The 23,991-nt window shown below is 73.2% G+C and carries 13 protein-coding genes and 1 pseudogene; 5 read left to right on the top strand and 9 right to left on the bottom strand.

Annotated elements, in window-relative coordinates; genetic code table 11:
• Positions 1 to 2 precede the first annotated feature (2 nt).
• The 5 genes from Prum_RS41165 to Prum_RS41145 all read right to left on the bottom strand — a co-directional run bounded on the left by Prum_RS41165 (position 3) and on the right by Prum_RS41145 (position 9,628).
• Positions 3 to 1,820 (bottom strand): HEXXH motif domain-containing protein, encoded by a 1,818-nt coding sequence (locus Prum_RS41165; RefSeq protein WP_173082502.1) that lies wholly within the window; start codon positions 1,818 to 1,820, stop codon positions 3 to 5.
• Positions 1,821 to 2,519: 699 nt separating this feature from the next.
• Positions 2,520 to 4,046 (bottom strand): glycoside hydrolase family 10 protein, encoded by a 1,527-nt coding sequence (locus Prum_RS41160; RefSeq protein WP_173082500.1) that lies wholly within the window; start codon positions 4,044 to 4,046, stop codon positions 2,520 to 2,522.
• Between the two features lie 256 nt (positions 4,047 to 4,302).
• On the bottom strand, positions 4,303 to 5,292 hold the full coding sequence (locus tag Prum_RS41155; protein ID WP_173082498.1) for a fibronectin type III domain-containing protein: 990 nt from the start codon (positions 5,290 to 5,292) through the stop codon (positions 4,303 to 4,305).
• 32 nt (positions 5,293 to 5,324) lie between these two features.
• Positions 5,325 to 5,705 carry a VOC family protein gene (locus Prum_RS41150; RefSeq protein WP_173082497.1) on the bottom strand — a complete coding sequence of 127 codons (381 nt, stop codon included), beginning with the start codon at positions 5,703 to 5,705 and terminating at the stop codon, positions 5,325 to 5,327.
• A gap of 5 nt (positions 5,706 to 5,710) precedes the next feature.
• Positions 5,711 to 9,628 (bottom strand): S8 family serine peptidase, encoded by a 3,918-nt coding sequence (locus Prum_RS41145; RefSeq protein WP_173082496.1) that lies wholly within the window; start codon positions 9,626 to 9,628, stop codon positions 5,711 to 5,713.
• A 116-nt stretch (positions 9,629 to 9,744) separates the two neighbouring features.
• Between Prum_RS41145 and Prum_RS41140 the strand changes: the two genes are divergently transcribed.
• On the top strand, positions 9,745 to 10,623 hold the full coding sequence (locus tag Prum_RS41140) for a helix-turn-helix transcriptional regulator (protein WP_173082495.1): 879 nt from the start codon (positions 9,745 to 9,747) through the stop codon (positions 10,621 to 10,623).
• Positions 10,613 to 11,482, top strand: coding sequence for a hypothetical protein (locus Prum_RS41135; RefSeq protein WP_173082494.1), 870 nt, complete (start codon positions 10,613 to 10,615; stop codon positions 11,480 to 11,482). The genes Prum_RS41140 and Prum_RS41135 overlap by 11 nt, the downstream gene beginning before the upstream one ends.
• Here the strand turns inward: Prum_RS41135 and Prum_RS41130 are convergent.
• Complete coding sequence (locus Prum_RS41130) at positions 11,451 to 13,472, bottom strand: alpha/beta hydrolase (RefSeq protein ID WP_173082493.1); 2,022 nt, start codon at positions 13,470 to 13,472, stop codon at positions 11,451 to 11,453. The two genes, Prum_RS41135 and Prum_RS41130, sit on opposite strands and share 32 nt — an antisense overlap.
• Before the next feature lie 584 nt (positions 13,473 to 14,056).
• Between Prum_RS41130 and Prum_RS41125 the strand changes: the two genes are divergently transcribed.
• Together Prum_RS41125 and Prum_RS41120 are read left to right on the top strand one after the other, a co-directional pair.
• Complete coding sequence (locus tag Prum_RS41125) at positions 14,057 to 16,831, top strand: ATP-binding protein (protein ID WP_173082491.1); 2,775 nt, start codon at positions 14,057 to 14,059, stop codon at positions 16,829 to 16,831.
• Between the two features lie 35 nt (positions 16,832 to 16,866).
• Complete coding sequence (locus tag Prum_RS41120) at positions 16,867 to 17,841, top strand: YceI family protein (RefSeq protein WP_173082489.1); 975 nt, start codon at positions 16,867 to 16,869, stop codon at positions 17,839 to 17,841.
• Here the strand turns inward: Prum_RS41120 and Prum_RS41115 are convergent.
• From Prum_RS41115 to Prum_RS41105, 3 genes and pseudogenes are all read right to left on the bottom strand, one after another.
• The gene (locus Prum_RS41115) at positions 17,835 to 18,752 is read right to left on the bottom strand and encodes a calcium-binding protein (protein WP_173082487.1); all 918 of its coding nucleotides are present in this window, start codon (positions 18,750 to 18,752) and stop codon (positions 17,835 to 17,837) included. The genes Prum_RS41120 and Prum_RS41115 overlap by 7 nt on opposite strands.
• A gap of 943 nt (positions 18,753 to 19,695) precedes the next feature.
• Positions 19,696 to 21,201, bottom strand: coding sequence for a serine/threonine-protein kinase (locus Prum_RS54165; protein WP_281369100.1), 1,506 nt, complete (start codon positions 21,199 to 21,201; stop codon positions 19,696 to 19,698).
• Between the two features lie 47 nt (positions 21,202 to 21,248).
• Positions 21,249 to 22,705, bottom strand: a pseudogene (locus Prum_RS41105) (aldehyde dehydrogenase family protein).
• Positions 22,706 to 22,851: 146 nt separating this feature from the next.
• On the opposite strand from Prum_RS41105, the gene Prum_RS41100 reads away from it, so the two are divergent.
• Positions 22,852 to 23,961, top strand: coding sequence for an NAD(P)-dependent alcohol dehydrogenase (locus Prum_RS41100; RefSeq protein WP_173082485.1), 1,110 nt, complete (start codon positions 22,852 to 22,854; stop codon positions 23,959 to 23,961).
• Positions 23,962 to 23,991 lie beyond the last annotated feature (30 nt).

Below are 23,991 nucleotides of genomic sequence, written 5' to 3'. Positions count from 1 at the left end.
CCTTACCCGGGCGGGCCGAGCGCCGGGGCCAGCCACGCCGCGATGTCGAGCGGGTCCGTACCTCCACCGATCCTCGCGTGCACGGCTCGGACGAGCTCCGGCCGTTCCCGAAGGGCCCGGGCCGTGCCCGCGTGGCGTCCCGCTCCCCCGGCGAGGGCCAGTCCGACCCATGCGCGAAGCTCGTCGTCCGGGCCGGGCTCGGCCGATGCCACGGCCTTGTTGTACGCCGCCTCCGAGGCCGCGAGGTCCCCCGCCACGAGCGCGTTCTCCGCGGCGGACAGCACATGCCAGCCCTGCGGATCCGTGGTCTCCGGCAGGCGCTTGCCCTGCGCGCGAAGCCGGGTGAGCGCGGGAATCCTTTGGTGCCACCGGATATCGGGGTGCGGCACGATCCGCGCCGGCCCGGCGGACGGAGGTGTGCCGCCGGCGGTCCACGCTGTCGCCAAAGCGGCCACCTGCCGCTCGTCGATGTGCAGGTGGCGCAGCCGCCAGCCGGCCCGATGACTGTCGGCGTTGATGCCGGCCAGCCGCGTCACCTCCGCCGGCACCGTTTCGTCGGACCACGTCAGGAGCCGGGCGAGGAGCCCGTCGACGAAGCGTCCACCCTGGTCGGTGAGCGCGGCCGCGCCCCGCACGATCCGGGCCGCCTCGATGGTCTGCGTGCGGGCGTACGCGAACTCCAGGTCGGCGAGGGCGGCCAGCGGTCCGCTGACCGTACGCCGGTGCCGGCGCCAGAAGTTGGCGATGCCGAAGAACGCGTAGACGCCCTGCAGCAATCCGTGCAACGGCCGTGGATCGTCGCGCCACGGCGCGTAGTACAGCGAGCCGTCATCCTCTCCGGCGAGCCGGAGCAGATGCATCAAACCACCAAGGCCAATGTGTTGATACTCGTGGACCAGGGCGACGGCCAGCGTCAGCGCGTCCGGCGGCTCGGAAACCATCACGCTGCCGAACGCCTCGCCGTTGGAGGCGCTGCGGGTGTCCCAGCCCGGCACCGGTGCCAGCGGCACCAGCGACACGACCCCGTCCGCCATCGCGGCCGCCTCGTCCGGATGGTCCCGGCACAGCAGGCTCCACGCGTCTTCCAACAGCGCACACCACCGCGCGAACGCCTGACCGTCCAATCTGGCCGGTGGCACCGGATCCGCGAGATCCCGGAACGGGTCGAGATCGTCAAGCCACACCGTCAGAGTCGGGCCGTCGCCGACCCGCACCCGCCGCAGGCACCACCACTCATCGGTGTCCATCTGGCGCCACGGCTCGATGACGACCTCACACTCGCCGTCGATGAGGCGGATCACGCCGCCCGTGGTACTGGCCTCCACTGTGGTCACGTCCGCCGACAGCCGCGCCATTCCCGCCGCCGGCAGCATCACGCAGCCGTCGCGTACCGGGACCGTGGTGGACCACGTAAGGCCGGCACGGGCCGCAGCGGCCAGACCGAGGGCGTGGATGCCCCCGAAGTCCACCCACAGCGGCAGGTCGCTGCTGGCCCCGCCCCGGTGCCGCCGCAACGCGTACGCCGCCCAGCTCCCCACCTGCGGGTAGAGCATGAGGTCGTCGAACGCCTCCGGCGCCGCCGCTTGGGCCGCGGTCAGGATGCCCCGGACACTCCCGGCCGCCGGCAGCGGCCCGAGGAGGCGGTCCGGGTCTTCCTCAGCGGTATCCAGCAGTGTGCTGATGAGGAGGAGCCGTCGACTCCGCTCCGTCTTCCACAGGTATTGGGTAATCTCCGCGGAGCCGGTACCGGTCGACAGCGTATCGAACCAAGCGACCGGCAACCGGTGGCGCGGAATGGCATTTGGGTGGGCGTCCGCCACCAATGGAGGCTCTCCTCGTCCGTAGCGTCCTGTTAAGATTAGTCAGCACGCCCAGGCGGACCGGAGCCCAGGTTGACCCGAGGTCGCTCGACCTGGTTCAGCATGGCATCGCGAAAGGGCTCAAGGGCGTCGGCGGGCCTGCGGCGGAGTTCGTCGAAAGACAAGCCGCCAAGGTCAGGCAGCTCTGTCTCGACGTCCGCTGAGCTAGTGTTCAACCGTGTATTCCGTTCTCGCCGCCGACCCATGCGCAGCAAAGGGCAACGGACGCACGAAGGCCAATATCCCGCGAGAGCCTATCTGAGACAGCCGATCTTGGGGGACGAACTCGCCGGGAATTGCTCAGCCGGCCGGGCGGCGGAGGCGCCCTTGTCGGGACGGCGGGACGGGCCCCCAGCAGTTCGATGCCGCCGTGCCGCAACGGCCGCCGCCTCCTCCATGCCGGATTGCCGCCCGCAGCCATTCCGGCTACCCCGCGCGTGAACGCCCCATCGGCGCTCCGGACGCGTGTACGACAAAGACGATCGCGCCGGCGCCGGACGCTTTGCGATCGTGTGCGGCGTGCCTCCAGCCAGCGCCGATCAAGGGAAACCGCGTCGATCAAGGGCGAACGGTCGTGGATCGGAGATCAAAGCACGACCGTTCGCCCTTGATCGACGACAAGAGGGGCCGCTGGACGCGGTCGGGGCGGATGGCCGGCCGTCAACAGGGCACACAGCACGGCCGGGACCAGCCACCGCCGGCGTGATCTCCAAAAGAAGCCGCCCGACCCGCGGACGAGTCGGGCGGCCTGGGTGGTGACCGGTCAGGTGGCGGTGCAGGTGGGGTCAGGCCGCTGCCGGTGCCGTTGGCCTGGAAGCCGAACTCGGTGCTCTGCCCGGCGGCGATCTGGCCGTTGTAGCTCACGTTCGTGAACTGGACCGCGCCGGTGTTACCGCTGCGGTTGGCGTTCCACGCGTTGGTGATGGTCGCGCCGGACGCGAGCGTGAGGTTCACCCGCCAGCCGTTGGTGCCGGACGACCCGGCCGTGATCCGGACGGTGGCCACGAAGCCGCCGGTCCACTGGTTCACCGACACGGTGGCGGTGCAGCCGCCCGGCCCGCTGGTCGGCGCGGTGGTCGGCGGCGTCGTGGGTGGCGTCGTCGGCGGGGTGGTGGGGACCGTCGTCGGCGGCGTGGTGGGTGCCGTGGTCGGGCCTACGTTCAGCGCGGCCAGCACCGCGTCGTACGCCGGCTTCTTGTTGCCACCGCCGTCGAAGAGCAGCGGGTTCTGGGACGCGCGCCAGGAGTCGCTGTCCCGGACGCCCCAGGTGGTGATGCCGTTGCAGCGCGCGACCGCGAGGCAGTCGGCGACCACGTTGCGGTACGTGGCGGCGGGTGCGCCTTCGATGTCCAGCTCGGTGATCTGGACGTCGACGCCCAGCGCGGCGAAGCTGGACAGCGTGGTGCGGTAGTTGCTGGGGTACGGCGAGCCGCTGTTGAAGTGGGACTGCAAGCCGACGCAGTCGATCGGCACGCCGCGCTGCTTGAAGTCCTGCACCAGCCGGTACACGGCCTGGGTCTTGGCGTGCGTCCAGTCGTCGGTGTTGTAGTCGTTGTAGCAGAGCTTGGCGCCCGGGTCGGCGGCGCGGGCGGCGCGGAACGCCGCCTCGATCCAGTCGTTGCCGGTGCGCTGCAGGTTGGAGTCGCGGCGGGCGCCGCTGCTGCCGTCCGCGAACGCCTCGTTGACCACGTCCCACGCCACGACCTGGCCGCGGAAGTGGGTGGCGACCTGGGTGACGTGGTTGAGCATCGCCGACCGCAGCGCGGTGCCGGACATGCTCTGCATCCAGCCCGGCTGCTGCGAGTGCCAGGCCAGGGTGTGCCCGCGCACCTGCATGCCGCGGGACCGGGCGTGGCTGACGATCCGGTCCGCGTTCGTGTAGTTGAACTGGTTCTGGTTCGGCTCGGTCGCGTCGATCTTCATCTCGTTCTCGGGCGTGACCGAGTTGAACTCCCGGTTGAGGATCGTCACGTACGCGGTGTCGCTGAGCTTGCTGGCGGCCACGGCGGCACCGAAGTACCGACCGCGCTCCGCGGCGCTGGCGCCCAGGGTGGTCGCGGCGGTGGCGGAGGTCGCCATGATCATCGTGACGCAGGCCGCGGAGCCGAGGACGGCCATCGCGGCCGCCGCCCGCCGTGCGGTCCGTGCCGACGGCCGCCGGAACAGGCGGCCGGAATCGTTTGTCATTTGTTGTGCCCCTCAGAACGGTGGTGGGTGGGTGCTCATCGGCGCGTGCGGACGCCATGGGCCGGGGTGCCACTCCGCCAGGCCCGTTGTGCTGGCGCACAACCCGTCCGAGCCTCCCGCCGGCTTCGGTCGCGCGGGCCCGGACCACGCTCAGATTACGGAAGGTTTCCGGTAAATCCAAGGGTGACGATGGGCGAGTTTCATCGACAGGTCCGTGAACAGGAAAGACGTGAGATCTACGCGCGGTAACCGTGCGTCAGCAGGCCGCGCCGTTGAGCCGGACGGTGGCGGGATCGGGCCGGCCCGGTCCGGTGAGCGCCATGTCCAGCGTGAGCGTCTCGCCGGGAGCCAGCGAGTCGGCCCAGCCCTCGTACCAGAAGACGACCTGGTCGCCGACCTGCTGCCAGCCCGCGGACCAGGACCAGGCCACGACCGTCCCGGCGGGCAGAGTGAACCGCACCGACCAGTGCATCCGGCCCGGGCCGGTGTACGTCACGGCCAGCCGATAGGTGCTCGGCATCCCCGGCGTCGGCCCGGCGAAGGCGACCCGGCACGCGGCGGCCGGGTCGGGCGGCGTCCGCAGCCGCAATGGGGCGGACGGCGCGGAGCGGTTGCCCGCGGGATCCTCGGCGACCACGACGACCGTGTAGTCCAGGTCCGGCACCAGGACGTTGAGCCGGCCGGTCGCGTCTTCGTACCCGTACGAGAACAGCGTCTGCTGGGTGCCGAAGACCCGGTAGATGAGGTACCGGATCACGGCGACGTTGTCCGTGGACGGCGCCCAGCGCAGCTCGGCGCTGGTCGGGGTGAGCGCGGTGACGACCGGCGTGCCGGGCCGGCTCGGCGGCTGCGACTCGACCGGCGCGGTCAGGGTCCGGAACGTGACCGGCTCCGACGCGGCCCCGTAGTTCTGCCCGTCCGAGGCCCGCAGGAAGAACGTGTACGACGTGCCGGGTGTCAGCCCGCCGAACCGGAACGAGGTGGTCCGGGCGACGTTGTAGAGCATGTCGCCGCGGTCGGGCGTGCGCTGCCAGATCGCGTACTCGGTGATGACGCCGCGGTCGTCGGTCGCCGGCGCCCAGGTCATCGTCGCGCCGGTGTACGTGATGCCGGTGATCACCGGACGGCCGGGCGGGCCCGGCGGCACGGTGTCCGGCGGGTCGGCGGCGGCCACCTGGCCGGGCAGCAGGACCACGGTCGCGGCCACCACCGCGACGGCGATCCGGCACACCCGACTCGGGGTCACCCACCCATCGTCGGACCTCTCATCGAGGATTGTCAATCAGAGGTGGTGAAGAATTCGATGGCGATGTTGTCCGGGTCCTTCGCGTTGAGGTGGACGCCGAACTGGTCCTCGACGATCGGCGAGTACAGCACGCCCTGCTCGTCCATGCGCCGCCGCCACTGCTCCAGCTCCGCGCGGGACTGGACGTGGATGCCGATGTGGTCGAGCCCGACCCGGACCGGATCGAACTCGGTCGCCTGCCGGGTACGGAAGCCGACCATGAGCGCGGGCCCGATGCAGACCGCCAGCGCCCCGTGCTCGTCGGTGGCCGACATGATGGTCTTCCCGTCCAGCAGCCGGTTGTAGAAGTCGGCGCTGCGCTGGACGTCGGTGACGGTGAGCATGATGTGCCCGACTCCCTGTGCCGACGGCATCGAGATCACCTCCCCGATAGACCGTACGCCCGGAGCACCGTCTGCGTGACCGTGTTGCCCGCGGCGTCGACCGCCCGCACCCGCAGGCTCATCGCGCCGGCCGTGCCCGGGTGCGTGACCGTGGCCGCGTACCGGCCACCACCGAGCGCCTTCGTCGGCACCTTCGTCCACTGTCCGCCCTCGTTGGAGGAGGTCCACAGCTCCAGCTTCCGGATCGCCGGCGCCGGGCGCAGGAACGGGCTGTGGTGGGCGTCGAGCGTGATCCGGTGCGTCCCGCCGGCGGGCAGCGTGTTGTCCAGGCGCAGGTTCAGGTCGTACCCGAGGAAGAGCTGGCTGGTGGGCTGGCAGACGTCCTTCGGCTTGGGGAACGTGATGTACCAGCCCATGCAGTTCGCGCCGTCCGCGGTGTCGGTGTAGCCGCTGGTGGGCCGCTGTGAGGTGAACGTCCACTCCGTGTCGACCGTGCGGGCGTAGCGCTGCGTCGTTAACCAGGTCTCGTAGCGCTCGGTCAGCCGGTAGTTGGCCTTCTCCGGCGGCAGCGTGAAGTACGGGTTGTAGTAGAGGAAGAACGGCGGCGCGATCCACACGATGCCGGTCTGCTGCGGCACCTCGACGCCGTCCCGGTACAGCTTCATCTCCGTCTGCTTGTCGCCGTACCAGCCATTGGTGATGTCCCACGCCTGGAAGCCGCCGCCGGTGCCGTCGTTGTCCAATGTGTGCACCGGGTTGAACATGTCGCCGTTGCGGCAGGACAGGCAGGTCGGCGTGAAGTACCGCGGCGTGCTCGGCGAGTAGATCGTGGTGTTGGACACCAGCGGCTGCTCGCCCAGCTCGTCGACCCGGCTGCCGGCGCGGGTGAACTCCTCGATCCGGGTCTCGGCCCAGCCGCCCGCCCGGGTGCCCGGCGGCGTGTCGTAGCTCATGCTCCCGCCGTGGAACCAGCCCAGATCCCGGCGCACCGGGCCGAGGTACGTCGTGACCACACCCGGCGCCCGCACCGGCAGGCCGTTTCCGCTGCCGACCCGCCGGATCGGAGAGATGCCGGGCAGTTGTGCGGTCCAGTCGAGGTTGGCCACGCCGGTGGTGTCGCCGTGCAGCCGGTTCTCGATCCGGTACAGGTCGTCCGAGCGGACCGTGCCGGTGAGCGTCGACGGGATCCGCCCCTCCCACGGGTAGCTCAGCGCGTACACGTAGTCCGGGCGGGTCGTGGCGTCGATGTCCACGGTGACCGGTCGCTTGGCCACCGCGTCCCGCAGCGCCCGGCCCTGCGCGGCGTCCAGGCTGACCGTCGGGATCGGGTAGAGCGGCCAGTACGGCCGCTGCGCGTACGGGTCGGGGTCGAGGAACCCACGCCCGCTGGCGCCGAACCCGGCCACCCCGGCCGCACCCGCCGTCGCCGCCGCGCGCACCCGGTCCAGGGCGTACCCGCTGCAGAGCGGGGCGCAGATGTCGGACAGGTCCAGCAGCACCAGCTTGCCGCGTACGTCCAGTGTGGACAGGTCGGCGCCGGGAGCGGCGTACACCACGGGCAGGGTGCTCCGCCCGTCGAACCGGGCGATCTCGTCGTCGCCGACGAAGGGGTTCGGCACCGGGTAGCGCGCGTCCAACGAGGAGCCGCGCGCCCGCATGCTGAGCCGCGGCTCGACGTACACCTGCTGGCTGAACGCGTAGAACGAGCCGACCGTCGGCTTCGGACCGGTGGGCAGCGTCCACAGCGTGATGTCACCGAACATGCGGACCTCGGTACGCACCCGCACCGCCCCGCCGGCGCCGGCGCTCTCGAAGCCGAAATGGTGGGCGTACCGCTCGGCCGGCTTCGGCAGCGCGGTGCCGATCCGGCGGGCGTTGCGCACGTCGAACACGACGGTGGCGTCGTTGCGCACGTCGGCGTCCGGGACGGTGACGAGGGCGGCGTTCATCTCACCGGCACTGTCGCGCCACTCCACGAACGTGCGCACCGCGTACCGGCCGGCGTAGATCTGCCCGCTCACCTCCGGCCGGTCCGCCGTGGTGCCGATGGCCGGCACCTCGTCCCGGCCGTCGATCCGGGCCAGGACGTACCCGCCCCAGAACAGGTTGGTGGCGCCGTCCGGCGGAATCGCGCGCAGGGTGAGGTTGACCTTCTTCAGGTCCCGGAACGCGCCGACCGCGGTGCGCACCTCGACCCCGTCCGCGCGGGCCACCACCGCGCCCTCGTACCAGGTGTCCGGGCCGCCGGCCGGGTGGAACGTGGCCGCGACCGCCGCCGTACCGTGTGCCGGCACGGTCACCGTCGCGGGGTCCAGGCGCAGCATGCCGGCCGGGGCGATCCCGGTGCGGGGCGTCACGCTCGCGCTCAGGGCCAGGGTGACCGGCTCGTCGCCGTCGTTGGTGTACGTGACGGTGCGGGCGACCGGCTCGGTCTGGGCGTACGGGATCCGTCCAAAGTCGACACCGCCGGTGCCGATCACGCCCTGCGTCGTCGCCCGCGCCACGTCCACCCGGCCGGCGCCCTGCTCGTACGCCCCGTGCCCGGCGTCCTTCGCGGTGCTCATCAGCGTGTCCTTGAGCCGCTCGCCGGCCCAGTCCGGGTGCTGCTGGGCCAGGATCGCGGCCGCGCCGGCCACGTGCGGGGCCGCCATCGACGTACCAGAAATGGTGGTGTATTTGTCGTCGACGACCGGACCGAGCGCGGTGCCGTCGGCGCGGGCCGCGGTGATGGCGACGCCCGGCGCGGCGATGTCGGGCTTGAGCCCGTAGTCGCCGAGGCGCGGCCCGCGGCTGGAGAACGGCGCGAGCCCGTCCTGCTTGTCCACCGCGGCCACGGTCAGCGCGGCCGCCGCGGCGCCCGGCGAGTTGATGGTGCGGCTGCCCAGCGCGCCGTTGTTGCCGGCCGCGACGACGAACAGCGTGTCTGACTGAGCGCTCAGCGTGTTGACGGCCTGGCTGAGCGGGTCGGTGCCGTCCGTGCAGCAGCCGCCCAGGCTCATGCTGACCACGTCGGCGCCCTGTTGCACGGCCCACTGCATGCCGGCGATGACCTGCGAGTCGAAGCCGCCGCCGTCGTCGCCGAGCACCTTGCCGACCAGCAGCGACGCGCCCGGCGCCACCCCCTTGCGCCGGCCGTCCGAGGCGGCGCCGGAGCCGGCGATGGTCGACGCGACGTGCGTGCCGTGCCCGTTGCCGTCCTGCACGGCCTGGCCCGGCACGAAGCTCTGCGAGGCGGTCACCTTGCCGGCCAGATCCGGGTGCCCGGCGTCGACGCCGGTGTCCAGCACGGCCACCGTGACGCCGGCACCGTCCAATCCCGACGCCCACGCCTGCGGCGCGCCGATCATCGGCACGCTCTGCTCCAGATCGGCCCGCACGCGCCCGTCCAGCCAGATCTTCTCCACCGGCCCGTCGCTCGCGGCGTCCCAGAACTGGCTGGCGCGCGGCTTGTCCACCGCCATCGCGACGGCGTCGACCACGGGCAGGGTCGCGGTGCGGGCGCTCGCCGGCAGGTCCGCCGGGGCGCGCAGCCCGTTGCGCTGCCGCACGATCACCGGCAGCGTCTTCGTGGTCGCGTCGGCGTACCCGTTGCGGACCAGGTAGGCCACGTCGAACAGGCGCCGGTCCAGGCGCCCGGCCTCGACCGCCCCGAGCGCGTCCGACGGGTACACGTAGAGCGCGTCGCCCTCGCGCACGGTGGAATACAGTGCGGCCGGCCCATCCGGCCGGTCCGCCGGCTTCGTGACCTCGGCGGTGAACTCGCCGTCCGGCTCGATCCCCACCGACACCACGTCACCGGTCAGGAGCGTGACCTGCGCCAGCGGCGTGCTCGCGCCGTACCGCGCGGCCTCCGTCGCGGAAGGCGCCGCGGGTGGCGGCGCCGCCGCGGCCGGCACCGCCACGAGGGATGCCATCAGCAGGAGTACGGCGGCAGCCGGCACCGATCGACGCATGGGCCCTCCCAGGGATGTTTGTTGATCTACCATGGCAGCGGCCGGCGCTGGCCGGAAGGCGGCAACGCGGCCACTTCATGCCAGTGGCAACAAGTGGCCAAGGCCAGGAGGGCACGGTGCCGGACGACGTCGACGCGGCCGACTTGGCCGACCGGTACGCGGCTCTGCTGGACCGCGAACGGCAGCTCGTCGCCGCCCGCGAGCGGGTGGCCGCGCTGGACGAGCGCTTCCGGCACGCGGCGCCGCACACCGACGGGCCGGCCGCGGTGGAAATGGTGCGCGGCGCGGCCGGCATACGTTGGCACTTCTTCCAGCTCCAGCGGGACGCCCCCGGCGAGGTACGCGGCACCGAGGGGCCGCCCTACCTCGTCCCGGACACCACAGTGGACAACAACACCCGGGAGGTGCTCGCGGCCGGCACCCGCTACCGGATCCTGTACGACCGGCGGGCGCTCGACGTGCCCGGCCGCCCCTACGGCGACCTGCTGGACGTCAGCGACGGCCGCCTGATCCGCATCGGCACCATCCCGGTGAAGCTGCTGCTCACCGACGCGCCGGCCGGCCTGCTGGCGGTGCCCGGCCCCGGGCCCGGCGGCGTCTGGACTGAGGAGCGAAGCGACGAGGGAAGGCGCCGCCTCCCAGGGCCCGGGGCCCGCGCGAGCGAAGCGAGTGCCAGCCGGCACAGCCCTGAGGACGGCCCGCCCGCCGTCGTGCTGGTGCGCGACCCGGCGCTGCTGGCCGCGCTGTCCGCGCTGTTCGAGCTGTACTGGGAACGGGCCGTGCCGGTCAGCGTGCGCGCCGAGGCCGACGTGCTCCCCCTGCTGGTCGCCGGCCTCACCGACCAGGAGATCGCGGCCAAGCTGGGCTGGAGCCACCGCACGGTCCGCCGCCGGGTGCGCGATCTGATGGCGCGGCTGGGCGCACAGACCAGGTTCCAGGCCGGGTACGCCGCGGTCCGCCGCGGCTGGCTGGAGGGCAACGACGATGCCGACTGACCAACCGCTCAGCGTCCTGGGACTGTCCGCCACGCAGGAGGCGGCGTACGAGTTGCTCGTGGACAGTCCGATGTCGACGGTCGACGAGCTGGCCGGCCGCTGGCCGTACCCCGAACCGCTGGCCCCGGCCCTGGCGGCGCTGGCCGCGGCCGGGCTGGCCCGCGCGACCGCCGGCCGGTACGCCCCGGTGCCGCCCCGGGCCGCGTTCGACGCCCTGCTCGCCGACGGCTGGCGGCGGCTGCACCGCGAGCGCGAAGAGACCGACCGGCTCGCCCGCGACCGGGTGTCCGGCGGCGGCGCCGGCCCGGTCGAGGTGGTGGTCGGCGCGGAAGCCGTACACGAGCACGTGGCCCGCGCCGTCGCCTCGGCGCGCCGGGAGGTGCGCCGGCTCGGCGCGGTCGGCCCGGAGCCGCCCGCATCCGTCGCGACCCGGACCATCCGGCCCGACCCGCCCGCCGAGCCCGGCCACCACGTGCGGACCGCCGGCGTACCCCTGGATCTGTGCCTGGTGGACGACCGGCTCGGCCTGGTGCCGGCGGACGGCGACCGCTACGGCGGCTGCCCGGCCCTGCTGGTCGTCCATCCGAGCGAGCTGCTGCGGGCGCTGGGCCTGCTCTTCGAGGCGCTCTGGGAGCGGGCCGGCACACCCCCGGCACGGCAGGAGCCCGACCGTCTGGTCGGGCTCTTGCTCACCGGGCTCACGGACGATGCCATCGGGCGGGCGCTGGGCGTGAGCACCCGCACCGCCCAGCGCCGGGTCGGCGCGATGATGGCCGCGGCCGGGGCCCGCACCCGCTTCCAGGCGGGCGTCCAGGCTGCCCTGCGGGCTATGCCTCCACCGGCGTCGCCACCGCGGTGACCGGCGCCTCGCCCGGGACGCGGCGCGGGCCGGAGCGCAGATCCAGCACGAGCAGGGCCAGGTTCGCCACCGCGGCGGCGCCCACGATCGTGGTCAGCAGGGACATCAGGTCCGCCGCCGCGCCGAACCCGAGCACCGCGCCGAGAAGCGCACCGGCGAACGCCGCCACCAGGCCCAGCCGGCGGGCCACCCGGGTCCGCTCCGGGCGTACCCAGGCCAGGTAGGTGCCGAGCGCGATCGCGAGGCCGATCGACGGCACCGCCAGCACCGCCTCGCCGACGAACAGCCGCGGCCACAGCGTCCAGAGGCCGAGCACCGCCAGGCACCACCCGCCGAAGCCGATCGGCAGCGGGGTCAGGATCCGCATCCAGGCGCCGCCCCGCGGCCCGAAGCCGCCCCGGCGGCGGACCCGCAGCACCATCCACCCCAGCAGCACCAGGGCCAGCAGCGCACCGCCGACCAGCAGGCCGACCAGGACCTTGGCGATGGTGGACATCGTGGGTCCGACCTCGAAGTCGACGGGCTGCCGCTCGTACCCGGAGTCGTCGACCTCGCCGCGGTCGAAGAACGCGGTGAGCAGCCGCGTGCCGGCCTCCTCCTGGTTGCCCCAGAAGTCCGCGGAGTGGCCGAAGTCGGCCAGCTTCACCTGGTGCCCGTTGGGCAGCGCCGGCAGCAGTTCGTCGGTGGCCAGCTCGGCCGGAGTGGTGAAGTCGACGGTGCCGCTGATCAGCAGCGTCGGCACCTGCGACGGGCGCACCGTCTGGTACTCGTCGGTGTCGGGGGTCGCCGGCCACACCGTGTGGATCCCCTGCGGGCCGCCGAAGAGCATGTCGGCGGCGGTGTTGCGCAGGATCGAGCCGTGGTCGCCGCCGTCCGCGTAGTGCCGCTCGACCGCCTTGGCGTCGATCATCCCGAACGAGGCGAACTCGCCCCACACGAACGAGCCCGGAATCGTCAGGTCGGCCAGCACCGACATCGCCCACAGGCTGCCGGCGTCGCCCTTCTGCGCGGCCAGGAACGCGTCCACGACGGTCGGTGCGTTCAGCGGCGCGGCCGCCTTCGTGCTGTGGAACATGCCGAACATCCCGGCCGCGCGCACGTTGCCCTCCTTGACCGCGAACGGCCCCCACCGACCGGGTACGTCGTCGGCGACCTCGCGAGTCGCGCCGGGCAGGTCGTCCGTGCGTGCCGAGCAGTTGGCGTCCTGCTGGCAAAGCTGGGCGTACTGGGCGAACTGGCGATCGGTGATCTCCGGATCCCAGATGAAGTGGCCGGGCGGGTTCACCGCGAGCATCACCGACCGGTTCAGCGCCGCGGGATGCCGCCAGGAGTAGACCATCGCGGTCCGGGTACCCGCGCTGGAGCTGATCAGGTTGATCTTCTGGTAGCCCAGCGCCGTCCGGGCCGTCTCCAGGTCGTCGACGCGCTGCGGGATCGAGTACCCGGTGACGTCGACCCCGTCGTCGGCCAGCCGCCGGGCGCACGCCGCGAACGCGTCGACGTACTCCTTCTTCGACTCCGCGCCGCCCAGGTCGGCCGAGTGCCGCAGCGCCTCCGTCACCTCTGGACAGTCCAGCCGCCGGGAGCCGTCGACGCCCCGGTAGCCGACCAGGACCACGTCGTGCCCCTCGGTCAGCCGGCTGGCCTGGGGAAACTCCAGGTTCGTCGCCCCCGGCCCGCCGTTGAGCCGGAAGATCGGCTCACCCGGGTTGGGCCCGGTCGCCTTGATCCGGATCACCGGCAGCGCGATCAGGTCGGACTCGGGGTCGCGCCGGTTCTCCGGCACCACCAGCGTGCCGCAGTCGGCGGCCAGGCTCCCCGCCTCGGTGTCGTACGTGCACTCCTCTAGGGACAGCGCACCGGAACGGGCGCCCGCCGGGACCGCCAGGGTCTCCTCGGGCCGCAGGCTCAGAAAGCCGAGGGCGAGCGTGAGCACGCCGGTGATGGCGAACGCCAGGAGGCGTGCCACGGAACGGAGGGATCGCGTCATGGCAGGGACGCTATGGCCACCCCGACGCGCAAACGTCCCCCGCGACGGTCACCCCCGTACCCTCCCAGGGGTACACCCCCGCCCCACCACTCACCGCGCGGTGATCATGGGCTTTGCGACCGGGAGAGCGCTCCCCTCCGCCGCACCGCCCATGATCACGCGTAGGCGGCGGGCCACCGACCGGGTGGGTGGCGGCGCGGCACGCAGAAAGGCGCCGTCCGGACCGAGCGATCTCACTTGGTGGGGCAGGAGGGATATCCTGCTGCGCCCCACCAAGTGAGATCCAAAGCGACCGACCGCCGGGCGGAGCAGGCACCGCGCGACGCGACCGTGCCGGGAGGCCGCGCCGATCAAGGAAAAGGCCGTCGATCAAGGGCAAACGGTCGTGGTTTGGAGATCAAAGCACGGCCATATGCCCTTGATCGACGGCGGATCCCTTGATCGGCGCGCGAAGGGCCGCCGCACGACGGGGCCGCACGCACGACGGGCCGCCGCACGACGGGGCCGCACGCACGAACGGGCGGGCGCGGGAGGGCGGGGCGCGGCGTGCGGTGTGGGAGGGGCGGGGGGCGGAGAATGTGGGGGTGGGTAGGGGGCTTGTGGGGCGGGAGGGGGAGTTGGCCGCCCTGGACGCGCTGCTGGCCTCGGCGCTTGCCGGGGACGGTGCCGTCGCGCTGGTCGTGGGCGAGGCGGGGATCGGCAAGAGCGCGGTTGTCGAGGCGGCGGCGCACCGGGCGGCCGGGGCCGGCGTACCCGTGCTGGCCGGGCGGGCCGTCGCCGAGGATGGGGCGCCCGCGTTCTGGCCGTGGCAGCGGGTGCTCGCCCAGGGGCGCCACCACGGGCTGGCGCCGGAGCTACTGGACCTGCGGACACGGCCGGACAAGGACACCGCCCGGTTCCGGGCGATCGAGGAGACGGTGGACGCCCTGTGCCGGGCCGCCGAGCCGGCCGGGCTGCTCGTCGTACTCGAGGATGTGCAGTGGGCCGACGACGCCTCGCTGGCGCTGCTGCGGCGGCTGGCCGCGAGCCTGTCCGGGGCGCGGCTGCTGGTGTTGGGCACGCTGCGCGACCCGGACGGCGGGCGGCCGGCCCCGCCCGCGCCGGCCGAGCTGAACGCGCAGGTGGTGGCCGTCGGCGCGCTCGGCGTCGAGGACGTCGCGGCGTACCTGGGCGACGGGGTGCACCGCTCCTGGCCGGGGCACGTGCACCGGCTCAGCGGCGGCAACCCGCTCTTCGTCCGTGAGCTGGCCCGGTTACTCACGCGCGAAGAAAAGAGCCAGCCGGCCGGCACCCTGCCGCTGCCGAACGAGCTGCGCCGGCTCGTGGCCCAGCGGAACGGCCAGCTGAGCCCCGGGTGCCAGCGCCTGCTCGGCGCCTGCGCGGTCGCCGGGCAGGAGATCGACGCCGCTCTCGTCACCGCGCTCGACCCGGACGCGGACGCGCTGCTGGCCGAGGCGGTCACGGCCGGGGTCCTGGTGGACGACCCGCTGACCCCGGCCACGCTGCGCTTCGCGCACGATCTGATCCGGCAGGCGACGTACGCCGACCTGCCGCGCACCGAACGCATCGGGTGGCACCGGCGGATCGCCGACGCCATCGAGGCGGCGGGCGTCGGCGAGCACCGGCTCGGCGAGGTGGCTCGGCATCGGGTCCGCGCTGCCGCGGGCACGGCGGAACGGCGTACCGCATCGGATGCTTGCGCCGCAGCGGGGCGGGTGGCGGCCCGCGGCCTGGACCTCGGCGGCGCCGGCGAGTGGTTTGGTCAGGCCCTGGACCTGCTGGACGGGGCGCCGGAGCGGCGGGCGGAGCTGTTGCTGGCGCGGGTGGCGGCGCGGTTCGCGGACGGGCAGTTCGCGTCGGCGCTGGCGGACTGCGCGCGGGTGGCCGACCTGGCCGAGCGGTTGGGCCGGGCGGACCTGGCGGCGGCCGCGGCGGTGGCGGTACGCGGGTTCGCGTACGGCGAGGAGGTCGCGGCCCTCTGCGAGCGCGCCCGGGCCCTGCTCGGCGGCGAGGACAGCGCCCGGCACGCGGAGGTCCTCGCCCAGCACGCGTTCATCCTGGCCCAGGCCGGCCGGTTCGCCGACGCGGACGGGATCAGCGGGCGCGCCATGGCGATGGCCGAACGCAGCGGCGACCCGGCCGCGCTCGTCGGCGCGATCCACGCCCGGCACCAGGTGACCGGCGCACCGGAGAGCGTCGGCGAGCGCCTGGTGCTGGGCGCGCGCATGGTCGCACTGTCCACGGAGGTCGGTCGGCCCGACACCGCGCTGTGGGGGCACCTGTGGCGCGTCGACGCGGCGTTCCAGGTGGGCACGCTGACCGCCGTGGACGCCGAACTGTCCGCCCTGTCGCGGCTGGTCGAGCGGCATGGCGGCCAGCTCGCGCGGTGGCACCTGCTGCGGGCCCAGGCGGCGCGGGCGGCGGTCACGGGACAGTTCGAGCGGGCGCTGCACTGCGCCGGGGAGGCCCGCGCGCTGGCCGCCGGGCTGCAGGACCCGAGCGGCGAGGGCATGTACTGGGCCTTCGTCACCTCCCTCGCCCCGTGGCTGGGTGAGCTGCCCGGCATCCGCGCGGGGCTGGACTGGTTCGCCGAGCACGCCCGGGACGACGCGCCGATCGGGACCGCCACGATGAGCCTCTACCACTCCCGGATCGGCGATCTCGACGAGGCGGCGGCCTGGTTCGACCGGCTCCGGCCACGCCTGGACGACCTGCCCCGGGACCTGATGTGGCTGCCCGTGACGGTGCAGGCGGCCGAGGTGGCGGCGCTGCTCGGCGACCAGGCCGTCGCTGACCGCTGCTACGACCGGCTGGTCCCGCACCGCGACTGCTATCTGTACGCGATCACCGCCCTGTACGGCGCCCTCCCCCGTGCCCTCGGCGTCATCGCGCGGGCCCGGGGCGACCTCGACCTGGCCGACCGGCACCTGGCCGAGGCGGTCGCGATGGAGGAGCGGATCGGCGCGCTGCCGGCGCTCGCCCTCGCCCGGCTCGACCACGCCCGGGTGCTCGCCGCCCGCAGCCGGGCCGGCGCCCTGGCGCTCGCTGAAAAGGCCGCGGGCGCCGGCCGCCGCCTGGGCATGCCGCCGCTGGCCACCGCGGCGTCCGCGCTGGTCGACGAGCTTTCCGGGGTACGCGGGGGTGCCGCGACCCTGACCGCCCGGGAGCGGGAGATCGCGGGCCTCGTCGCGGACGGGCTGGCCAACCGGGCGATCGCCGAGCGGCTGGTGCTGTCCGAACGGACCGTCGAGACGCACGTGCGCAACCTGCTGGGCAAGCTGGGCCTGACCAACCGCACCCAGGTGGCCGCGTGGGCCGCCCGGGCCGGGATACGTACCGGATCTGCGTGGAAGCACTGAGGCCCTAGCCGGCGGGGTACGCCGAGCATGGGCTCATGTTCGCTTCCATTGACACCGTTTCGATCCAAGCGCCCGCCGGTTACGTCCTGTCCGAGGTCGGGCGGGACCGCCGGCGGGTCGTGTCGCTGTGGCCGACCCTGGCGCAGGCCCGCGCGGCCGGCGGCGAGTGGTACGAGGTCGAGCAGGACCTGGCCGGTCCGGACGCCGGCGTGCCGGCGCGGGCCGCGACCCTGCTGGAGTTCGACGGGCCGCAGGGACCCGCGCGGATCGCCGCCGCCCGGCTGGCCTTCCACGACCGGCTCGCCCCGCTCCTGCGCGCCACGCCCGGCTGCGTCCGGGTCCTCGTGCTGTGGCAGCCCGAGACCTGCGCGCACGTCGTCGTCAGCCTCGCCACGTCGCTGCCGGCGCTGGCCGCCATCGGTCAGGCCGTCAACACCAGCCCGCTGCTGCCCGGCGAGGATCCCGCGCTGCTGCCCGGCCCGGACCGGGTGGCCATCAACGAAGTCACCGACCGCCCGGCGATCGCCACCGGGACGTACACGATCGACCCTGTGCGGACGACCGTCAGTTTTACCGTCAAAGAAATGTGGGGCCTGGTGAAGGTGCGCGGCACCTTCACCGTCACGGCCGGCACCATCGTCGTCGCGGACGACCCGGCTCAGTCGTCGGTCCGGGTCGAGCTGGACCCGGCCAGCTTCGCCAGCGGCAGCAAGCGCCGCGACAAGGACGTCACCGGCAAGAACTTCCTCGCCGCCACGGCGTACCCGGACATGGGCTTCACGGGCAACGGCGCGGCGTACGGCCCCGACGGGTGGACGATGCGCGGCGCGCTGACCGTCCACGGCGTGACCGCACCGGTGACCCTGCGGCTGGTCTCCGGGCGCGAGACGACGGACGGCTGCGCCTTCGTGGCCACCGCCGTGGTCGACCGCACCGCGCACGGGGTGAGCCGCGGGGCCGGCCTCATCGCCCGGGAGCTGACCGTGGAGATCTCGGTCGTCGCTCAGTAGATCTCCTCGCAATCGTGCAGGGCATCGGCGCCGTCCGTCGCGCACTGGTCGGTGCCGGTGCCCCCGTACAGCGAGTCGGTGCCCTCCGAGCCGTGCAGCAGGTCATTGCCGCCCAGGCCGTACAGCAGGTCGTTGCCGCCGTACCCCCACAGCGAGTCGTTGAGCGGGCCGCCGATGAGCAGGTCGGCGCCCCCGCCCCCGGTGAGGCTGGTCTTGGCCGATCCGGCGATGAGCGTGTCCGCGTACGCCGTACCGGTCACGCCCCACACCGACGCGCACACCGTGTCACCCTCGTCCGGCGCACCGTCGCCGCCGGCCGCGCCGCCGATCGTCACGTACACGCCCTCGGTGTGCTGGTCGTAGAACACCCACGCCCCGGCGCACATCGTGTCGGCCCCCGTACCGCCGTCCACCCGCAGATAGGCGGTGCCGACCGGGCGTTGCAGCGAGTCGTTGCCCGGCCCGAGGTCGACGTCGAGGTACGGGCCGGCGCCGCTGCCGATCTCGATCGTGTCGTTGCCGGTCCCGCCGTAGATGTAGGCGTACGTGTCGAAGGACGCGTTGTAGTCGAGCTGGTCCGTGCCCCCGCCCAACTGCACCCCGAACCAGGCGATGCCCGACTCCGGCTTGGTGCAGATCGCCTTCGTGTTGTCGCCGCTGACGTTGACGCACCCGTACCCGGGGACGATCCTGCTGACGTCGTCGATGAGGTACGCCGACGGTGACCCGTAGTTGGTGATCACGACGTCGTTGTTCTTGCCGATCCCGCCGTAGTAGCGCAGGTGGCTATCGTCCTCCCAGTACGCCTGATTCGGGGTCGGCTCCGGCTGGGCGCCGGCCGCGGCCGGAACAACCAGCCCGACCAGCGTCCCGAGCGATCCAGCAAGGGCAAGGCGCGTCCACTGTGTCACGGCGACCTCCGGCGATCCGCTACGTTGCGGATCATCGTGACGCACCCCGCGCCCCCACACAGTCACCCACCCGACTCCCCACCCCCGCATGCCCGCCGCCCCACGTCGCGGCCCCGCCCCACCCTCGCCCCGCCCCACGTCGCCCCCGCCCCACGTCGCGCCTCGCCCCACGTCGCGCCTCGCCCCGCGTCGCGCCTCGCTCGGCGCGCCGATCAAGGACTTCCGCGTCGATCAAGGGCATATGGCCGCGCTTTGATCTCCGATCCACGACCATTTGCCCTTGATCGACGCACGATCCCTTGATCGAGGAGCCGCAGACCGATGCCGGCACGCGAGGCCGCCCTGCCGCTTGGCGGAGCGCACGTAGATGATCTTCACTCCAGCGATATGCCACATTTGCACGACCGCCCTGTAGATCTTGGTCACCTACCGTCGCCAGGGCAACGCTGATATACCAAGATCTATGCGTTTGCCGACGAGCGGCCCTTCCTTGTGGGAGTAATGCGGCATATCGCCCTCGCCGGCAAGCGCGCGGCACACGCCGCCGCATCGCCCGCCATGCACCGCACCTCCCCCGGTCGATCCGGTCGCGAACACGCCACCCCGCCGCGCCACCCCGACCCGCCACGCCACCCCGACCCCGCCGCGCCACCCCACGGCCGCGTCGATCAAGGATTTCCCCGCCGATCAAGGGCAAACGGTCGTGGATCGGAGATCAAAGCGCGGCCATATGCCCTTGATCGACGCAGAAGTCCTTGATCGACGCGGCGCGCGAGGCAGGACACGGCGCGGGCGGCGTGAGGCAAGGCGCGGCGCAGGCGGCGCGCGGCAAGGCGCGGCGTGGACGGCGCGAGGTAGGACGCGGCGTGGGCGGCGCTAGGCGGGACGGGGCGGGGCGCAGCAGCGCGGGCGGGGCGGGGGAACGCGGGACGCGGAGGGCGGGCTAGGTGGGGGCGTTGACCCAGGTGGCTACGCCGGCCTTGCAGCGGATGCGCATCCTGATGAGGGTGTCTGCGCTCTTGAACCAGATGCGTACGCGCACGGCCGGGCCCGGCTCGGCTTTGGTGACCCAGTACCCGGGCTCGGTGGTCCACTTGACCGCGTGCGCCTGGTCCGCGAGGCACTCCACGGTCACCGTGCCGCCGCCGGATGTGAGTGTCTGCTGCTCCGGTGCCGGTGTGGTGGGGGCCGCGGTCGCCGACGGGGTGGGGGCGGCGGCGCCGGTCTCGGCCGGTCCGGAGCGGGTGGTGGGGCCGGTGGTGCCGTCGACCGGTGGGATGCCGGGACGGGGTGCCACCGGGGGTGGGGTGGTGACGGGGCCGGGCGTGGTTGACGGTCGGGTGGTGGGCTCTTCGAGGCCGGTGGGGTTGGCGCCGGCCGCCGCTTCGCCGTTCGTGCCGGCGGGGTTGGCGAGCAGGGCGGCGCCCACCGCCGTCGCGACGACGGTCCCGGCGACCACGGCGACGACGAGGCTGCGGCGGCGCCGGCGGTCTCGGGCGGGGCGGGGCTCGACCGTGGGCACGTCGGAGATCGGGTCCGGAACAGGCACGCCGCCAACGGTGCCGGCCGGGACGGGCGTCATGGGCAGCCGTACGCCGGCGGCGTCGGCGAGGACGGCGGCCACCTCGGCGGCGGTGGGCCGGTCGGCGGGGTCCTTCACCAGGCACTGCCGGCACAGGTCGACGACCTGCGGCGGCACTCCGGCGACCGGTGGCAGCGGGACCGGCTCGTGGTACTCGTGCGCCCGCAGCATCTGGGTGGTGGTCTCGACGTTCCACGGCAGGCGGCCGACCAGCACGCAGTGCAGCAGCAGGCCGAGCGCGTAGACGTCCGAGGCGGGCACGACGTCGCCGCCGGTGAGCCGCTCGGGCGCCAGGTAGGCGGGGGTGCCCACCATGCGGTCGTCCTGGTCCAGGTCTTCCAGCGGGCCGGCCGCGGCGGCGATGCCGAAGTCGACGACCTTGGCGCCGGACGGGGTGAGGACCACGTTGGCGGGCTTGATGTCGCGGTGGACCAGGCCGGCCTCGTGCGCCGCCGCGATGCCGCTGGCCACCTCGGCGCAGACGCGCATCGCCTCGGGCGGCGGGAGCGGACCGGCGGCGAGTCGCTTGCTCAGCGTGGGGCCGCGCAGCAGCTCCATCACCACGAAGGGGACCGGCTGGCCGGCGTCGTCCAGCGACTCGCCGAAGTCGTACACGCTGGCCACGTGGGGGTGGGCGAGGCGGGCGGCGGAGCGTGCCTCGGCCTGGATCCGTAACCGGGCCGAGGCGTCCACGGTCAGCGGCCGGGCCAGGACCTTGACCGCCACGGAACGGCGCAGCACCTCGTCGGTGGCCCGCCAGACCACCGCCATGCCGCCGGCACCGATCTGGTCCTCCAGTCGGTACCGGCCACCCAATACGCGCAGCGCCTCCACGCGGCACAGTCTGCCGTAGTCCAAACCGGTCACATAACCGTCGTCCGGACGATCAACATCGACTCCCAGCGATCATGCGCCTAACTCATCGGGATATATACGGATTTGGTCTGGGTGTACTCGTGCAGGCCCTCGGGTCCGTATTCGCGGCCGTAGCCGGATTGCTTGTAGCCGCCGAACGGCAGGGTGACGTCGAGCATGCCCCAGGTGTTGACCCAGACCATGCCGGCCTTGAGCGCGCCGGCCACCCGGTGCGCCCGGCCCAGGTCGCTGGTCTGCAGGCCGGCGGCCAGGCCGAACGCGGTGCCGTTGGCCAGCGCCACCGCCTCCTCCTCCGTGTCGAACGCCTGGACGGTCAGCACCGGCCCGAAGATCTCCTCCTGCACCACGCGGGCGTCCTGCCGGACATCGGCGAGGACGGTCGGCGCGAAGAAGTAGCCGTCGAGGGACTCGACCCGGTGGCCGCCGGCGACCAGCGTGGCACCCTCCTCGGTGACGCCGAGCTGCACGTAGGACTTCACCTTGTCCAGGTGGCGCTGGCCGGCCATCGGGCCCACGACCGTGTGCGGGGCGAGCGGGTCGCCCACCGGTACGCCGCCGGCCGCGCCCGCGACCCGGGCCAGCATCTCGTCGTACACGGGGCGCTGGACCAGCAGGCGGGTGCCGCCCATGCAGAACTGGCCGGTGTTGAAGACGAAGCCGGACACGGCGGCGTGGGCGGCGGAGTCGAGGTCGGCGTCCGCGAAGATCAGGTTGGCCGACTTGCCGCCCAGCTCGACGGTGGCCGGCTTGAGCGTCTCCGCGGCCGCCGCGGCGATCTTGCGGCCGACGGCGGTGGAGCCGGTGAACGCCACCTTGTCGACGCCGGGGTGGCGGACGAGGCGCTCCCCACCGCGCCGCCGCCGGTGACCACGTTGAGTACGCCGGCGGGCAGGCCGGCCTCGGTGAGCAACTCGGCCAGGCGCAGCGCGGTGAGCGGGGTGTCCTCGGCGGGCTTGTGTACGACGGTGTTGCCCGCGGCAAGTGCCGGCGCGATCTTGCTGGTGGACAGGATCAGCGGGAAGTTGAACGGGGTGATGGCGGCGACCACGCCGTACGGCTCGTGCCGGGTGTAGGCCAGCGCGGGCAGGCCGGTCTGGCGGGTCGCGCCGTCGATCGAGTACGCCAGGCCGGCGTAGTACTCGAAGTGGGTGACCGTGTTGCCGACGTCGATCATCCGGCTGAACTGGATCGGCTTGCCGGTGTCGAGGGTCTCCAGTTGGGCCAGCTCCTCGGCGTGCTCCTGGATCAGCGCGGCCGCGCGGTAGAGCACGCGGGACCGCTCCCGGCCGGACAGGCCCGACCAGACGCCGCTGTCGTACGCCCGGCGGGCCGCCTCGACCGCGGCGTCCACTTCCGCGTCGGTGGCGTCGGCCGCGGTGGTGACCGCCTTGCCGGTGGCCGGGTTGACGACGTCGCGCCGCAGGCCCTCGCCGGACCGCCAGCCGCCATCGATGTACAGCCGGCCGGGGGCCAGCGGAGCCGTGGGGGTGGTCATGTCAGGGCCCTCCGAAACGTCGGCGCAACAACTCTGCCATCTACCGTGACGCACGTTCGACATCATGTCAACCACAAGATGCTTGACGACCTTCAAGGTAAGTGTCACATAATTGGGCCGAGACAAGACAGACGAGAGGAGTCGCCATGTCCCGCACCGCGACCGCGGCGGTGGCGCCGTCCCAGGGCGCACCGTTCACGCTCACCGAAGTCACGCTCGACGACCCACGCCCGGACGAGGTCGTGGTCCGCATGGTCGCCGCCGGCCTGTGCCACACCGACCTGTCGGTACGCGACGGCCTGCTGCCGGCCCGCTTCCCGGTCGTGCTCGGCCACGAGGGCGCCGGCGTCGTCGAGGAGGTGGGCTCGCAGGTGACGGCGGTGGCGCCCGGCGACCGCGTGCTGCTGTCGTTCACCTCGTGCGGCCGCTGCCGCAACTGCGTCGACGGGCACCCGGCGTACTGCGACACGTGGCTGCCACGCAACCTCCTGGGCGGCGCCCGGATGGACGGCTCCGCCACGATCCGGTCCGGCGGCGAGGACGTCTCTGGGCACTTTTTCGGGCAGTCGTCGTTCGCTACGTACGCCTTGGCGGACGAGCGGAGCCTGGTGAAGGTGCCGGACGACGCCCCGCTGGACCTGCTCGCCCCGCTCGGCTGCGGGATCCAGACCGGCGCCGGCACGGTGCTCAACGTGCTGCGCCCCGAGCCCGGCAGCACCCTGGCCGTCTTCGGCGCCGGCACGGTCGGCCTGGCGGCCGTCATGGCGGCCGCCCTGCGGGGACTGTCCCGGATCGTGGCCGTGGACGTCGTACCCGCGCGGTTGTCCCTGGCCCTCGAACTCGGCGCCACCGACGCGGTGGACGCGCGCGGCGGCGATGTGGCCGCCGCGCTGCGCGAGCTGACCGGCGGCGCAGGCGTGGACTTCGCGGTGGAGGCGTCCGGCAACCTGGCGGCGCTGTCCGCGGCGGTGGACGCGCTCGCGCTGCGCGGCACCTGCGCGGTGGTGGGCGCGCCGCCGTTCGGGAGCACGATCCCGCTCGACGTCAACGCGATGCTCGGCGGCAAGCGCATCGTCGGGGTCACCGAGGGCGACGCCAACCCGCCGGTGTTCGTCCCGGTCCTCGCCGACCTGGTGACGCGCGGCATGTTGAAGCTCGACCGCCTGGTGGAACGCTTCGCGTTCGCCGACATCGAAAAGGCCGCCGACGCCGCCTCTCGCGGCGAGTCCCTCAAGCCGGTGCTCACCTTCGAGTGAGGTTAGGAAGGGCACCTTGCTATGCAGAAA

Source organism: Phytohabitans rumicis (assembly GCF_011764445.1).
Lineage (GTDB): Bacteria > Actinomycetota > Actinomycetes > Mycobacteriales > Micromonosporaceae > Phytohabitans > Phytohabitans rumicis.
Note: the sequence above shows the minus strand (reverse complement) of the source record. Positions and strands in the feature narration are given on the sequence as shown.